The organism is Mesorhizobium sp. B1-1-6, from assembly GCF_006443035.1.
Taxonomy (GTDB): Bacteria; Pseudomonadota; Alphaproteobacteria; order Rhizobiales; family Rhizobiaceae; genus Mesorhizobium.
The window spans coordinates 1-13,836 of record NZ_VFWR01000027.1 but is presented as its reverse complement, the minus strand read 5'-3'; the positions used below and the strand labels follow the sequence as shown (position 1 = coordinate 13,836).

The following is a 13,836-nucleotide window of genomic DNA, read 5'->3' as shown; positions in this document are numbered from 1 at the left end:
ACCCTCGCAAGATACCGGTGGGCCGGCCTGTCGCTGGCCCTTCCGGCGGCGACATTGCCCTGATACGGCTCGGCCGAAACTCGACGCCGCACGAAAGGCCTGATTCATGGACACACTGACCCGCATGCGCGCCTTCATCGACGTGGTCGAGGCCGAGGGCTTTTCGGCGGCGGCGCGCAAGATCGGCCGCTCCAAGGCGCTGCTGTCGAAATATGTGCGCGAGCTGGAGGACGAGCTCGGCGCGCTGCTGCTCAACCGCACCACCCGCCAGTTCTCGATGACCGAGGCCGGCCACACCTATTATCGCCGCGCCTCCGAGATCGTGCGCGAGGTCGACAGTCTTGCCGATGCCGTGCGTGAATCGTCCGGCGACGTGCGCGGCAGGATCAAGCTGTCTGCGCCGCGCACCTTCGCCGACGCGCCGATCGGCCAGTCGCTGATCGACTTCGCCAAGCAATATCCCGACATCGTGCTCGACATCCAGCTGGACGACCGCTTCGTCGACCTCGTCGAGGAAGGCTTCGATCTCGCGGTGCGCATCTCGCGCCTGGAGAACTCGTCGCTGATCGCCAGGCGTCTGGCGCCGTTTTCGACACGGCTGTGCGCATCTCCCGAACTCATCGCAAAACATGGCATGCCGGTGCGCGCGCAGGACCTCGGCCGCATGCCCTGCATCGTCGACACCAATGGCCGCGGCCTGAACAACTGGCAATTCAAGGGAGACGGCGAGGATACGGTAAGCGTCTCGGTCTCCGGCCCGATCGAAGTCAACAGCCCGATGGCGGCGCGGGCTGCTGCCCTGTCGGGATTGGGATTTGCCATCCTGCCGGATTTCATCGCCGTGCCGGATATTGCGAGCGGCCGGCTGGTGACGGTTCTGGATGACCGCACCCTGTCGGGCGCCGGCATTTTCGCCGTCTATCCGCACCGGCGCTATTTGCCCGCCAAGGTGCGTGTCTTCGTCGATTTCCTGGTCCAGTGGTTCAGGACGCGCGAAACCGCATGACCGCCTTCAATTGCGGCGCGGTCCCATTTTCGCCCCCTTTCTGGTAACTGTCGACTTCTCTCCGAAGCCAAGGGAATCGCGACCGCGAATGCATCTGAGACGGCACGCAATCATGCTGGCTTCGGCCTTGGCGGCGACATTGACCGCCGTTGGACCGGCCGAGGTGCATCCGCACGTTTTCGCCGAGGCCCGCCTCGACGTGATCCTCTCCCCGGATCACCAAAGCGTGAAAGCGCTGCGCCATCTCTGGCGCTTCGATGATCTGTTTTCCAGCACTGTCATGATGGAGTTCGACAAGAATTCCGACCTGAAGCTTGACGACAAGGAGTTGAAGGAGGTCGCCGACACGGTCCACGCCTCGCTGGCCGAATTCAACTACTTCCAGCTCGTCACCCAGGACGGCAAGGACGTGCCGATGACGCCGCCGCCGCATCTGATGGCCAATTTCGACAACGACCAGCTGATCATCCTGTTCGAGTCCGAACCGAAGGCGCCGATCAAGCTCGCCGGCAAGATCGATATCGGCGTCTACGATCCGACCTTCTACACGGCGATCGATTTCACCGAGGACGCCAACATCACGGTCGAGGGCCTGCCCCCGAACTGCACCGACAAGGTGGTCCGCCCCGACCCGGATGAGGCCATCAAGGAAAACCAGAAGACCCTGACGGACGCCTTCTTCAACGACCCGACAGGCACCGACATGAGCAAGATCTTTGCCACCAAGCTCGAACTGACCTGTCAGCCAGAAGGATGAACCCGGTGATGAGACCGTCCCTGCGTTTGGCATTCGGCCTGTTGGCCATCAGCTTCGCGATGGTGCATTTCGCCGGCTCGGCTCATGCCCAGAGCTCGCTTGGCATCGGCGTCAACGATGGCATGGCGCCGACCACCGGCCCGTTCGCCCACATCCTGATGTGGATCAATCTGCGGCAGCAGGAATTCTATCGCGCGCTCGCCACGGCGATGAAGGCGATGCGCCAGGACAACAGCAAGCTCTGGGTGCTCATCGGCCTGTCCTTCGCCTACGGCATTTTCCACGCCGCCGGCCCCGGCCACGGCAAGGCGGTGATCTCGTCCTACATGGTCGCCAACGAAGTGGCGCTGCGGCGTGGCATCCTGTTGTCGTTTGTCTCGGCCCTGCTGCAGGGCCTGACCGCGGTCGCGGTCATGGCAGTCGCCTATTTCGTCCTGCGCGGCACCGCCGTCTCGATGACCGACGCGGCCTGGTTCATGGAGATCATGAGCTTCGTCTTCGTCACCCTGTTCGGCGCCTGGCTGCTGTGGCGCAAGCTCGGCCCCTCCGTCCTGCGCCTGTTCGGCAGAGGTCCCGCCTACAGCCTGTCGGCGGCTCACGCGGGGCATTCCCATGCGGGCCATTCGCATGCCGGTCATACAGGTCACACGGGCCATTCGCATGCCGCTCACAGCCATTCGGCGAACGCGCTGCATGGGCATGAACATCACGACCATGGGGATGACCATTCGCACGATCACCATGACCACGGCGCGCATGACCATCACCACGATCATGGCGCGCACGATCACGCGCACGCGGCGGGCGAGGTCTGCGAGACCTGCGGCCACTCGCATGCGCCAGATCCGGCGCTGCTGTCGGGCGACCGCTTCGACTGGCGCACCGCCTGGACGGCGGTGGCCGCGGTCGGTATCCGCCCCTGCTCCGGCGCGCTGATCGTGCTCAGCTTCGCCCTGCTCAATGGCCTGTGGCTCGGCGGCCTGCTGTCGGTGCTGGCGATGTCGATCGGCACCGCCATAACCGTCTCGGCGCTGGCCACGATCGCGGTGACCGCAAAGAACTGGGCGGTGTATTTCGCCGGCGACGGCCGCATAGGCAACCGCATCCATTCGATCGTCGAGATCGGCGGCGCCGCCTTCGTGTTCCTGTTCGGACTGCTGCTGCTGTCGGCGAGCCTGACGGGTGGCGTTTGACCCGGAAGTAGCGCCCCAAGGTGTGTTGAGATTCAGGTCAGGCCGTGCCGAGAACGGTTGATATCGAGAACCGGAGCGGAGCGTACTTAAAGTACGTGAGCACCGGAAGCGCAGGTATCAGCCGTTCGCAGGCCGGCATCACCTGAATATCAATACACCTTGCCGCCGAGTTCATCCTCGATATGAGCGCGGATAATCTCGTCAAAGCTCTTCTCGGCACTGAAGCCGAGTTCCCTTGACCGCCGCGCCTCGAACCGCGTCGGCCAGCCCTTGACGATCGCCCAGATCGTCTCGTCCGGCTCCTCGCGGATCAGGCTCACCGCCTTCGGCCCGGCGATGCGTTCCAGCGCCTCGATCTGCTCGCCGACGGTGACGGCGACGCCTGGCATCGTCAAGTTGCGGCGCGGCCCGACGGCGGCGCCGTCGATCCCGGCCGCATGGATCAGGAAATTCACCGCCGAGCGTGGGCTGGCGTGGGTATGGACGACGGTGCGCGGCACCGGCAGGATCGCCTCCTGACCGTTCAGCGGCTCGCGGATGATGCCGGAGAAGAAGCCGGAGGCCGCCTTGTTCGGCTTGCCCGGCCGCACGCAGATGGTCGGCAGCCGGATGCCGATGCCGTCGAAGAAGCCGCGCCTGGAATAGTCGGCCAGCAGCGCCTCGCTCATCTGCTTCTGCGTGCCGTAGGAGGTCAGCGGCGTCGTGTGGAATTCATCGGGAATGACGTCCGGGAACGGCGCGCCGAACACCGCGATCGACGAGGTGAACACGACGCGCGGCGCAAACCCAGCCAGGCGGACGGCATCGAACAAGGCGCGCGTGCCGTCGAGATTGACGCGGTAGCCGAGATCGAAATTGGCTTCCGCCTCGCCCGATACGATGCCGGCGAGATGGAACACGACGTCGGGCCGCGACGCGACCAGCCTCTCGGCGGCGCCCGCCTCGGCGAGATCGCCGGTATGGCTGTGGATGCTGACGCCATCGATGGCCGGCGCCTGTGGCGGTACGATGTCGTGCAGGTCGAGCGCGGAGATCTTCTGGCCGCGCAGCCTGCCGTCCTTTGCCAGCCGTGCAATGAGCTTGCGGCCGACCATGCCGGCGGCGCCCGTGATCAGAATGCGCATGTCGAACTTCCCTTATTTGCTCTGATTTTTGCGTTGGCTGCGCGCGCGCAGCCAGAACACCAAGAAAAACGCCAGCACGAACGCGGTGCCGAAGATGCCGGCGAGCACGGTCGAAAGGCCGCCGAGGGCCAGCATGATGTTTGGCAGGAAATAAACGGCAATGCCGAACAGCAGCATGATCGACAGCGCGGCGATGGCGGCGTTCTTGGTATCGCGATCCATTATGCTGTCCCGGCGTGGCCAGGGGTCGTCGAGCTCGGATTCAAGGCGCTTGGGTTCCCTGCGTCAGTGATGGTGGCCATGATGCAAAGCCGCGTCATGCCCCTGGTGGTGATCATGGTCATGACCATGGTCGTGCTCGTCGCCGTCGTCGGCGCACTGGCCGAATTCAGGTTCCACCGTGGCATGGCTGATGCCATGCTCCGACGCAAGCCGCTTCTTGATCGCGCTGACCGCCTTGTGCGCGTCCACGCCCTCGTTGAGGCAGGCATGCAGCGTCGCCATGCTGCTGGTGCCGTCGATCGACCAGATATGCATGTGGTGCACCTCGCGCACCCCCTGGACCGTCGTCGCGATGTCGCTGGCGATCAGGTCCCGGTCGAGGCTCGGCGGCACCCCTTCGAGCAGGACGTGGGCGGCCGCGCGCATCAGCGACCATGCCGTGGACAGGATCAGCAGCGAGACCAGCACCGACAGGATCGGATCGATCGGGGTCCAGCCGGTCGCCAGAATGACGATCGCCGCCACGATTGCCGCGGCCGAGCCGAGCAGGTCGCCGAGCACATGCAGTATGGCGCCGCGCATGTTGAGGCTCTCACGGTCGCCGCCATGCAGCACCAGGAAGGAGCCGATGTTGACCAGCAGGCCGAGGATCGCCACCACCAGCATCGGCCCGCCCAGCACCGGCGCCGGCGTCTGCAGGCGCTCCCACGCCTCGTAGACGATCCACAGCGCGATGACGAAGATGGCGATGCCGTTGGTGTAGGCCACCAGCGTCTTGACCCGGCCGAAGCCATAGGTCAGGCGGACGGTCGCCGGCCGGTCCGCAAGATGAAACGCGTACCAGGCAAGGCCGAGCGCAATGGCGTCGGCAAGCATGTGGCCGGCATCGGCCAGCAGCGCCAGCGAGCCGGTGAAAAGACCGCCAAGCGCCTCCGCCACCATGAAGCCCGCCGTCAGGCAGGCCGCGATCAAAACGCGCTTCTTGTCGGTCGAGCCATGACTATGCGCGCTGTGGCCGTGCCCGCTGTAGCCGTGCCCGCTGTGGTCGTGCCGGCTGCCGTCGTGCCGGCTGTCGTCGTCACTGTGCGCCAATGGCAAACTCCCATGCCCGGATTCAGCTCAAGCGCCGAATTCCGCGCGAAAATCCTCGAGCCGTCGTTTCTGCTGGCCGGCACCGTCGAAATTGGCCGGATCGAGCCACGCCTCGTAGGCTTTGCGCAAGGCCGGCCATTCCTTGTCGATGATCGAATACCATGCGGTGTCGCGGTTTTCACCCTTGACGATCAGGTGCTGGCGGAAAATGCCCTCGAACTTGAAGCCGAACCGTTCCGCTGCGCGCTTCGACGGCTCGTTGCGGTTGTTGCATTTCCATTCGTAGCGGCGATAGCCGAGCTCGTCGAAAATGTATTTCATGAACAGGAATTGCGCCTCGGTCGCCGCCGGCTTGCGCGCGATGAGCGGCCCCCAATAGATGTTGCCGATCTCGATGACGCCATAGGCTGGATCGATGCGCATCAACGTCTGGCGCCCGGCGACCTTGCCGCTCGGTTTGTCGATGACGGCGAAGAACAGCGGATCCTCGCTCGCCTCCACCTTGTCCAGCCAAGGCTGGAAGGCGGCGCGGGTTTCCGGCGGATAGTCGGGCAGCCAGGCGAAGCGGCCATCGACGTCGGCCACGGAAGACGCTTCATAGAGGCCATCGCCATGCTTCGCGGCGCTCAGCGGCTCAAGCCTGACATAGCGGCCCTCCAGCACCTTGCGCTCCGGGCGCGGACGCGGTTGCCAGTCCTTGAGATTTTCCGACACCGAAAGCTCCAATCCGTTTGACTTTTGCGGGCCGAAGCTCACAAAAACGCAACCGCATAGCAAGAACCACACGGACGGGAAAAATGCTCCACACGATTTCGGCCTTCGATCGTCTCGGCGAGGAAAACGCCTTCGCCGTGCTCGCGAGGGCCACGGCACTCGCCCAACAAGGCCGCGACATCGTCAATCTCGGCATCGGCCAGCCCGACTTCAAGACGCCGCAGCACATTGTCGAGGCGGCGATCAAGGCGCTGCGCGACGGCCACCACGGCTACACGCCGGCGAACGGCCTGTTGGCGACGCGCGAGGCGGTGGTGCGCCGCACGCTGACCACGACCGGGGTCGAGGTATCGCCCGAGGCGGTGATGATCCTGCCCGGCGGCAAGCCGACCATGTTCGCCGCCATCCTGATGTTCGGCGAACCTGGCGCCGAGATCCTCTATCCCGATCCCGGTTTTCCCATCTACCGCTCGATGATCGAGTTCACCGGTGCGGCACCCATCCCCGTGCCGATGCGCGAGGAGAACGGCTTTGCCTTCTCGGCCGATGAGACGCTGGCGCTGATCACCTCGAAGACGCGGCTCCTGATCCTCAATTCGCCGGCCAACCCGACCGGCGGCGTCACGCCGCGGGCCGAGATCGAGAAGCTGGTCAAGGGACTGGAGGCACATCCGCAAGTGGCCATCCTCTCCGACGAAATCTATGACGTGATGACCTATGATGGCGAAAAACACTGCTCGCTGCTCGAGTTTCCCGAAATCCGCGACCGGCTGATCGTGCTCAACGGCTGGTCGAAGACCTGGGCGATGACCGGCTGGCGCATGGGCTGGTCGATCTGGCCGAACGGCGACAAGGGCGCCCATCTCTACGACAAGGTGCGCAAGCTGGCGGTCAATTGCTGGTCCTGCGTTAACGCGCCCAGCCAATTCGCCGGCATCGCCGCCATAGACGGCCCGCAGGACGACGTCGAAAAGATGATGCGCGCCTTCGATCGCCGCAGGAAGATCGTGGTCGAGGGACTGAACGCCCTGCCAAACATATCCTGCATCACGCCCAAGGGCGCCTTCTATGCCTTCCCCAACGTGTCGAAGACCGGCTGGAAGGCGAAGCAACTGGCCTCCGCCCTGCTCGACGACGCCGGCGTGGCACTGATCGGCGGCCCCGATTTCGGCATTCTCGGCGAGGGCTATGTCAGGCTCTCCTACGCCAATTCCGAGGAGAACATTTTGCGCGCGCTGGACAGGATCGGAGCGTTCCTGGCCAAGTGAGGCCTCCGGCGTTCGCCGCGAGTCCGCATCGATTGCCGCTGGCGGCATGGCAATGTCATGATGCGTCGGGAGGCGCAAGGCCAAAGACTGTGCTGCGTGCGGGGAGCCGCTACGATCGTTGGATCAGGATCGAAATGGGGTGCCTCGATGTTTTATGCAATTCTTGCCTATCACGTGGAAGACGCGATCAAGGCACTGACGCCGCAGGAAGATGCGGCACTGATGACCGACCTGCTCAAGATCCACGACGGGCTCTATGCGAACGGCAGCCTCGGCCCCTCGGCGCGGCTTGGAGCGACCCAGTCGGCCTGCACCTTGCGCGGACCCGGCGACGGGATCGTCATCGACGGCCCCTTCGCCGAGACCAAGGAACAGCTTCTCGGCCTCTATGTCGTCGATTGCGCCAAGCGCGATGACGCGATCGCCATCGCGCGCGATCTGCGCCGCGTCAACCCGACCGCCGTCTACGAGATCCGCCCGATCGCGCTCTATCTGCCGGGCGTGGCGCTGGCGGGGGCCTAAGGCAACTCCAGAAAAAGTGCGTAGAGGTTTTCCCGGGAAAAGCGCGTAGCGCTTTCCCTTGGGAATTGCGCAAAAATAAAGGCTTCGTCAGCCTCTGCCCACGAACGGCATCTTGGTCGCCATCACGGTCATGAACAGCACATTGGCCTCGAGCGGCAGGCTGGCCATGTGGACGACGGCGTCGGCCACGTGCTGGACGTCCATCACCGCTTCGGCGGCAATGGAGCCGTTGGCCTGTGGCACGCCGACCGTCATCGGTTGCGCCATGTCGGTCAGCGCATTGCCGATGTCGATCTGGCCGCAGGCAATGTCGTAGGGGCGGCCGTCGAGCGCCAGCGTCTTGGTCAGCCCAGTGATGGCATGCTTGGTCGCGGTATAGGGCACCGATCCCGGGCGCGGCGCGTAGGCCGAGATGGAGCCGTTGTTGATGATGCGGCCGCCCATCGGTTTCTGCTTGCGCATGGCGCGGAAGGCCGCGCGGGCGCACAGGAACGAACCGGTGAGATTTACGCCCACAATATCGTTCCACACCTCGACTGGGATCTCGTCGATCGGCGCCGACTTGTAGCCCATGCCGGCATTGTTGAAGAGCAGGTCGACGCGGCCGAACGCCTCCGCCACCGTCTCGAACAAATCATCGACCTCGCCGGGCTTGCTGATGTCGCAGGCGACAGCCAGTGCCTTGGCATCCGTCTGCTCGGCCGCGGCGATCGCCTCGTCCAGCAGCGCCTTCCGGCGTCCGCAGAACACGGTGTTCCAGCCGGCTTTGAGCAGCGCGGTGGCGACGCTCTTGCCGATGCCCGTGCCGGCGCCGGTGACGATGGCGGTTTTTTCGGTCATGGCAGATATCCTCCGGCTGCGCCGCGTTTTGCTCGACTGATTTTCAGGTGGTCCAGGGACAAAAGGCATCGCAAATGACGGCGGCGATGGCAAGCGGGACACTGGTATCCAGGGCAACGAATCCAAGCTGACAGGTCTCTTCGGGCCTTCGACCCCGCGCTGTCGAGGGAGCATTGAACGGAAAACCCGCCTGCGGCGAGTCCCTGGCGCAACTCAGCACCATAACCAAATATCTACCATAGTTGCCGTCACCCCGTCAAGGAAAAAATTCCTATCAAGGGTTCGGAGCTGGCCGGGTACCGAAAAGCGCAATTCGTTTTTGGGAGAAGCACGGAGGGCCGACAAAAAGGGCGGTCATTGGCGACCGCCCTGATCTGGACCGGACTTGGGAGGAGGAAAGCCGATCCGACTGTCTAGAATCATGCGCTTCCTGGGTTAACGAGAGGTTAACGCCACGAAGGCCCGCCTGTTCCGTTTTGGCCTACCAGCGTGGATTGGGTGAGGTCCCGGCCTTGGCAGCCGGCACTTTGACCGCCGAAACCGTCGCCTCGACATGGTCGATTAGCGCATCCGGCAGGCCGAGCCGGCCCGCGAGGAGATCGAGATAGCCGCGCTCGGCGCGTGTGTCGGGATCGATTGTAAGGCGCGACGCGGTGTAGAGCTCAAGCTTCTGCGCGTCGGTCTTGGCGCCGGCCACCAGCGTGTCGAGGTCGAGCGGGCTCTCCAGCTCCGCCATCAGGAATTTTTCCGCATCGGATCCGATCCCCGCGAGGCTCAGCTTGCCGGCGATCTTCTTGCGCTCCTCATCGTCGACATGGCCGTCGGCCTTGGCCGCCGAGATCATCGCCCGCACCAGGGTCAGCGTGAATTCGTCCTCGCCCTGCGGCGCTTGCGACGGGTGGAACGCAGTGTCCTTCGGCGGCGGCAGCAATTCCGGTTCGCCGGCCGCCGGCGCCTGCTCGGGTGCATTGCCGGCCTTATAGTTCTGGTAGGCCTTGTAGGCGAGGCCACCGATCGCTGCCAACCCGCCGAGCTTGACGGCGGCACCGGTGACCTGGCGCCCGGCGCCGGTTCCAAGCAGCACCGCGGCCAGCGCGCCCGCCGCAAGAGGATTGTCCTTGGCCATCTGCACCGCCTGTCCGGCCTTGTCGCGGACCGTGCCGCCGGTGCCGGGAATTTGCGAGCCGAGCAGATCGTCGAGAAGCTTCTTGGGATCGAACATCAATGCCTCCAGGATTGCCCGGCCGAACGGGCAGGTTTCGAACGCCGAAGACGTAGGTCCCGAAACCTGGCATTGCAATGACGGACGCCGCTTTGCCCCGGCCCAGGCGCCTTGATCAGGACCCGATATGCGGTCCCCTGCCCCGCGCCTGCGCCAGCTCGACCTGCCGCTGGCGCTCGGCATAGCGCTGGCGGTCGTCGTCCGACCGAGCGTCGAAACAATGCGGGCAGGAGACGCCGGCGGCAAATTTCGGCGATGTCAGCTCGTCCAAGGTCAGTGGATGCCGGCAGGCGCGGCACAGCTCGGCGTCGCCCTCGGCGAGGCCGTGCGACACCGAAACCCGTTCGTCGAAGACGAAGCATTCGCCTTGCCACAGGCTTTCCTCGGCCGGCACCTCTTCGAGGTATTTCAGGATGCCGCCCTTGAGATGGAACACCTCCTCGAAGCCGAGCGACCTGACATAGGCCGTCGCCTTCTCGCAGCGTATGCCGCCGGTGCAGAACATGGCGACCTTGCGGCCTTCCAGCTCCACGCGGTGCTCTTCCACCCAGGCCGGGAATTCGCGAAAGCTCGCGGTCGCCGGATCGATGGCGCCCTTGAAGGTGCCGATCGACACTTCGTAGGCGTTGCGCGTGTCGATGACGATCGTGTCGGGTTGGGAAATCAGCGCGTTCCAGTCGGCCGGCGCGACATAGGTGCCGGCACTCTTCGCCGGGTCGATGTCTTCGACACCCATGGTGACGATCTCGCGCTTCAGCCGCACCTTCATGCGGTGGAAGGGCGTTTGCGCGGCGCTGCTGTATTTCACCTCGAGGCCGGACAGCCCGTCGATGGCTTCGAGATGGTCGATCAGTTCGGCAATCGCCGCATCGCTACCGGCGACCGTGCCGTTGATGCCTTCATGCGCCAGAAGCAGCGTACCCCGGATGCCGCGCCCACAGCAGAAGGCAGCCAGTGGCGCTCGCAGCGCCTGGAAGGCGTCGAGCCGGGCAAATTTGTAGAGCGCGGCGACGCGGACAGGCTGAGATGGCGCGGACGGTGTCATTGCCAGAGCAACTAGACGCTCGTAAAAGCCGTTTCAAGGTGAAACGGGTTTGACGGCCTGTCAGGCCCTGTTCCGGAAGAGCCCGTAAGCTACCCGGCGTGCGTGACATCACGACAGGCCCGGTTGCGTGGACAGGAAAATATCCGTCTGCTAATCGGTTGAATTGACAACGATATGGAGAAGAAGATGCCCAGCAAGACCGAAAAACTCCTGTCGTTGCTCAACGGTCAGCCGGTCATCCCGGTGCTGAAGATCACTGATGTTGCCAATGCGGTGCCGTTGGCCCGCGCCCTGGCGCGCGGCGGCCTGCCGGCGATCGAGATCACGCTCAGGACCGCGGATGCGCTGGAAGCGATCCGCCGCGTGGCCGGCGAGGTCGAGGAAGCCATCGTTGGTGCCGGCACCATTCTGGATGCGCGCCAGTTCGATGAGGCGGCCGCCGCCGGCTCGCAATTCATCGTCAGCCCGGGCATAACCCGCGAGCTTCTGGCAGGCGCCGCCGACAGCGAGGTTCCGCTGCTGCCCGGCGCCATCACGCCCGGCGAGATTATGGCCGCGCGCGAAGCCGGGCTGCGCTTCCTGAAGTTCTTCCCGGCCGAGCAGTCCGGCGGCATCGCCTCGCTGAAGGCATTCGCCTCGCCGCTCGCCGACGTGAAATTCTGCCCGACCGGCGGTATCACCGGCAAGAACGCGGCCGACTATCTCAGCCTGCCCAATGTCATCTGCGTCGGCGGCTCCTGGGTCGCCCCCGACGACATGGTCAAGGCCGGCAGGTGGGACGAGATCGAAGCTCTCGCACGCGCCGCGAGCAAGCTCGCCGGATAACGCTTTCGCGTTCACCAGCGCAGCGGGCCATTCTCGTCGAAATAGCCGGCGGTCGGACCATCGGCATCGAGCGTCGCCAGGCGCACGATGATCTCGGCTGCCTGCTGCACCGTGCGACCGCCCCTGTGCCCGTTGAGATCGGTCGCGGTGTAGCCGGGAGCAGCGGCATTCACCTTGATGCCGCGCGGCGCGAGTTCCCTGGCGAACGCCACCGTAATCGCGTTGAGCGCCGTCTTGGAGCTGCCATAGCCCATTATGTTGGGCGACTGGTTTTCGCCTGTTGCGTCCTGCGCGCGTGCGATCGAGCCGATATAGCTGCTCACCATGACGATGCGGCCGGCGGGCGATGCCAGCAAGAGCGGCAGGAATGCCTGGGTGACGCGGACCGGGCCGAAGACGTTGACATCATAGGTGGCCTTGATGTCGGCGATATTCTCCCGGCTCGGCGGCAACTCATACCGCCCGTTCGAGCCGAGCGCGTCGACATATCCAGGAGCAATGCCGGCATTGTTGACCAGCACGTCGAGGCTGGCTACCCGCGCCGCGACGGTCCTGGCGGCGGCCGCCACGCTTTCGTCATCGGCGACGTCGAGTTCGAGCCACTCGACGTCGAGCCCTTCGCTGCGCAGCGCCTGTGCCGCCGCGGTGCCGCGTTCGGCGTCGCGGGCGCCGAGCCAGACCTTGAATCCCGTTGCCGCCAGGCGCCGTGCGGTCTCCAGGCCGATGCCCTTGTTGGCGCCGGTCACCAGCGCGCGCTTCGATGTCGTCATATCCAAATCTCCTTTGTGGAGGCCTGATGCATGTCGCCTGGAAGTGGCCCCGGTCCGGGAGAACGACATGCATAAACAAAGGCCCAAGGCGCGTCGCCAAACGCGACGCGCCTTAGAGATGGCGGATTGCAGCCTGCCTCGCGCGCCGAAAACTCTCTTGCTCTTGCCTGATCCTCTCACCTGGTTGCGCGGCCCACGCGGATCGGCAATGCTGAAACGATGAGAGAAGCGCTGCTGGAATTGATTGCCGTCGCCGGCCGCCATGCGCATGGGCGGCGGACAAGGACGGCGATCCCTCGCGTTACGATCGGCCGCAGCGAGGTCCCGACGCCGCCGATGCCCGAGCTTTGTCAGCCGACGGCGCTGTTCGTGCTGCAAGGCACGAAATCGGTGCTGATCGGCGAGCGCACGCTTCGTTATCAAGCCGGCAGCTATTTCGTCTACGCGGTCGAGACACCCGCCACCAGCCAACTGATCGAGGCGAGTATCGCGCATCCCTATGTGGCCATCGGTTTCGCCCTCGATGTCAAGGCGATCGCAGCCCTGCTCATCGAGCACGAGCCGGCCGTCGGTGGCGACGATTTCATGACCTGCCTGGCCAATGACGACCTGCTCGACGCGTGGCGCCGGATGCTGCGGCTGCTCGACAGGCCCGCCGAGATTCCCGTGCTCGCTCCCCTGCTCGAGCGCGAGATATTGTTTCGCCTGTTGCAAGGCCCGCAAGGCGCGAAGTTGCGCCAGCTCGCCGGCGCCGACAGCCGCTTGTCACAGATCCGCCGGGCGACCGCCTGGATCCGGGCTCACTATGACGAGCCTATCGAGGTGCGGCGGTTGGCCGAGCTCGCCAATATGAGCAGCGCTGCGTTTCATCGCCACTTCAAGGCGGCGACGGCGATGAGCCCGATCCAGTACCAGAAGCAGGTCCGCCTGCTGGAGGCCCGCCACCTGCTGCTGGCCCAGCCGGGAAACGCCGCGCGGGTTGCCTTTACCGTGGGCTATGAAAGCGCTTCGCAGTTCAGCCGGGAGTATGCGCGTCAGTTCGGGTTGCCGCCTGCACGCGATGCCGCGCGGCTTCTGGCGCGGGGCGAAGCGGCCGCGCTGGATATCGACTGAACCATCCCGGCGGCACGAAAAAGCCCGACCGGCTTGCGCCGATCGGGCTAGAGCATTTCCTATTTTGGGAGAATCGTAGGATTCCCAAAACCGGATGTTTGTGATTCAAGATGCTGGCTGGAT

15 protein-coding genes are annotated in these 13,836 nt (G+C 64.7%); 7 read left to right on the top strand and 8 right to left on the bottom strand.

Annotated elements, in window-relative coordinates:
• Nucleotides 1-106 precede the first annotated feature (106 nt).
• The 3 genes from FJ979_RS31265 (at nt 107) to FJ979_RS31255 (ending at nt 2,956) form a co-directional block, all read left to right on the top strand.
• Nucleotides 107-1,006, top strand: coding sequence for a LysR family transcriptional regulator (locus FJ979_RS31265; protein WP_140496254.1), 900 nt, complete (start codon nt 107-109; stop codon nt 1,004-1,006).
• Nucleotides 1,007-1,094: 88 nt separating this feature from the next.
• On the top strand, nt 1,095-1,763 hold the full coding sequence (locus FJ979_RS31260) for a DUF1007 family protein (RefSeq protein ID WP_140584604.1): 669 nt from the start codon (nt 1,095-1,097) through the stop codon (nt 1,761-1,763).
• Complete coding sequence (locus FJ979_RS31255) at nt 1,760-2,956, top strand: nickel/cobalt transporter (protein ID WP_140584603.1); 1,197 nt, start codon at nt 1,760-1,762, stop codon at nt 2,954-2,956. The genes FJ979_RS31260 and FJ979_RS31255 overlap by 4 nt, the downstream gene beginning before the upstream one ends.
• A 149-nt stretch (nt 2,957-3,105) precedes the next feature.
• On the opposite strand, the gene denD is transcribed toward FJ979_RS31255, so the two are convergent.
• Genes denD through FJ979_RS31235 form a run of 4 tightly spaced genes read right to left on the bottom strand, consistent with a single transcriptional unit; the run spans nt 3,106 to nt 6,108 of the window.
• Nucleotides 3,106-4,080, bottom strand: a complete 975-nt coding sequence (gene denD, locus FJ979_RS31250) for a D-erythronate dehydrogenase (protein ID WP_140513663.1) — start codon at nt 4,078-4,080, stop codon at nt 3,106-3,108.
• A 12-nt stretch (nt 4,081-4,092) separates the two neighbouring features.
• A complete protein-coding gene (locus tag FJ979_RS31245; RefSeq protein ID WP_140513664.1) occupies nt 4,093-4,305 on the bottom strand; it encodes a hypothetical protein in 213 nt (70 codons plus the stop codon).
• A 60-nt stretch (nt 4,306-4,365) separates the two neighbouring features.
• Nucleotides 4,366-5,394, bottom strand: a complete 1,029-nt coding sequence (locus FJ979_RS31240) for a cation diffusion facilitator family transporter (protein WP_140556580.1) — start codon at nt 5,392-5,394, stop codon at nt 4,366-4,368.
• Between the two features lie 27 nt (nt 5,395-5,421).
• Nucleotides 5,422-6,108 (bottom strand): GNAT family protein, encoded by a 687-nt coding sequence (locus FJ979_RS31235; protein WP_140513666.1) that lies wholly within the window; start codon nt 6,106-6,108, stop codon nt 5,422-5,424.
• An 83-nt stretch (nt 6,109-6,191) separates the two neighbouring features.
• Between FJ979_RS31235 and FJ979_RS31230 the strand changes: the two genes are divergently transcribed.
• Nucleotides 6,192-7,376 carry a pyridoxal phosphate-dependent aminotransferase gene (locus tag FJ979_RS31230; RefSeq protein WP_140513667.1) on the top strand — a complete coding sequence of 395 codons (1,185 nt, stop codon included), beginning with the start codon at nt 6,192-6,194 and terminating at the stop codon, nt 7,374-7,376.
• A gap of 147 nt (nt 7,377-7,523) precedes the next feature.
• Nucleotides 7,524-7,898, top strand: coding sequence for a YciI family protein (locus tag FJ979_RS31225; protein WP_140496262.1), 375 nt, complete (start codon nt 7,524-7,526; stop codon nt 7,896-7,898).
• An 87-nt stretch (nt 7,899-7,985) separates the two neighbouring features.
• On the opposite strand, the gene FJ979_RS31220 is transcribed toward FJ979_RS31225, so the two are convergent.
• The 3 genes from FJ979_RS31220 to FJ979_RS31210 form a co-directional block, all read right to left on the bottom strand.
• Nucleotides 7,986-8,738, bottom strand: coding sequence for an SDR family oxidoreductase (locus tag FJ979_RS31220; RefSeq protein ID WP_140513668.1), 753 nt, complete (start codon nt 8,736-8,738; stop codon nt 7,986-7,988).
• Nucleotides 8,739-9,219: 481 nt separating this feature from the next.
• Entirely contained in the window at nt 9,220-9,960 is a 741-nt protein-coding gene (locus FJ979_RS31215) for a tellurite resistance TerB family protein (protein WP_140549620.1), read from the bottom strand.
• A 115-nt stretch (nt 9,961-10,075) separates the two neighbouring features.
• Nucleotides 10,076-11,005, bottom strand: a complete 930-nt coding sequence (locus tag FJ979_RS31210) for a rhodanese-related sulfurtransferase (RefSeq protein WP_140584602.1) — start codon at nt 11,003-11,005, stop codon at nt 10,076-10,078.
• Nucleotides 11,006-11,191: 186 nt separating this feature from the next.
• Here FJ979_RS31210 and FJ979_RS31205 point away from each other — a divergent pair, with 186 nt between their 5' ends.
• Nucleotides 11,192-11,830, top strand: a complete 639-nt coding sequence (locus FJ979_RS31205; protein ID WP_140513671.1) for a 2-dehydro-3-deoxy-phosphogluconate aldolase — start codon at nt 11,192-11,194, stop codon at nt 11,828-11,830.
• A gap of 11 nt (nt 11,831-11,841) precedes the next feature.
• Here FJ979_RS31205 and FJ979_RS31200 read toward each other — a convergent pair whose 3' ends face one another.
• Nucleotides 11,842-12,600, bottom strand: coding sequence for an SDR family oxidoreductase (locus FJ979_RS31200; RefSeq protein WP_140584601.1), 759 nt, complete (start codon nt 12,598-12,600; stop codon nt 11,842-11,844).
• 219 nt (nt 12,601-12,819) lie between these two features.
• Between FJ979_RS31200 and FJ979_RS31195 the strand changes: the two genes are divergently transcribed.
• A complete protein-coding gene (locus tag FJ979_RS31195) occupies nt 12,820-13,713 on the top strand; it encodes an AraC family transcriptional regulator (protein WP_140560313.1) in 894 nt (297 codons plus the stop codon).
• The last annotated feature ends 123 nt before the right edge of the window (nt 13,714-13,836 follow it).

Excerpts from the sequence above, each read along its gene's own strand:
- FJ979_RS31195 (WP_140560313.1), top strand. The coding sequence starts at position 12,820 with ATGAGAGAAGCGCTGCTGGAATTGATTGCCGTCGCCGGCCGCCATGCG.
- FJ979_RS31215 (WP_140549620.1), bottom strand. The coding sequence starts at position 9,960 with ATGTTCGATCCCAAGAAGCTTCTCGACGATCTGCTCGGCTCGCAAATT.
- denD (WP_140513663.1), bottom strand. The coding sequence starts at position 4,080 with ATGCGCATTCTGATCACGGGCGCCGCCGGCATGGTCGGCCGCAAGCTC.
- FJ979_RS31265 (WP_140496254.1), top strand. The coding sequence starts at position 107 with ATGGACACACTGACCCGCATGCGCGCCTTCATCGACGTGGTCGAGGCC.
- FJ979_RS31225 (WP_140496262.1), top strand. The coding sequence starts at position 7,524 with ATGTTTTATGCAATTCTTGCCTATCACGTGGAAGACGCGATCAAGGCA.
- FJ979_RS31210 (WP_140584602.1), bottom strand. The coding sequence starts at position 11,005 with ATGACACCGTCCGCGCCATCTCAGCCTGTCCGCGTCGCCGCGCTCTAC.
- FJ979_RS31230 (WP_140513667.1), top strand. The coding sequence starts at position 6,192 with ATGCTCCACACGATTTCGGCCTTCGATCGTCTCGGCGAGGAAAACGCC.
- FJ979_RS31205 (WP_140513671.1), top strand. The coding sequence starts at position 11,192 with ATGCCCAGCAAGACCGAAAAACTCCTGTCGTTGCTCAACGGTCAGCCG.
- FJ979_RS31220 (WP_140513668.1), bottom strand. The coding sequence starts at position 8,738 with ATGACCGAAAAAACCGCCATCGTCACCGGCGCCGGCACGGGCATCGGC.
- FJ979_RS31260 (WP_140584604.1), top strand. The coding sequence starts at position 1,095 with ATGCATCTGAGACGGCACGCAATCATGCTGGCTTCGGCCTTGGCGGCG.
- FJ979_RS31200 (WP_140584601.1), bottom strand. The coding sequence starts at position 12,600 with ATGACGACATCGAAGCGCGCGCTGGTGACCGGCGCCAACAAGGGCATC.
- FJ979_RS31255 (WP_140584603.1), top strand. The coding sequence starts at position 1,760 with ATGAACCCGGTGATGAGACCGTCCCTGCGTTTGGCATTCGGCCTGTTG.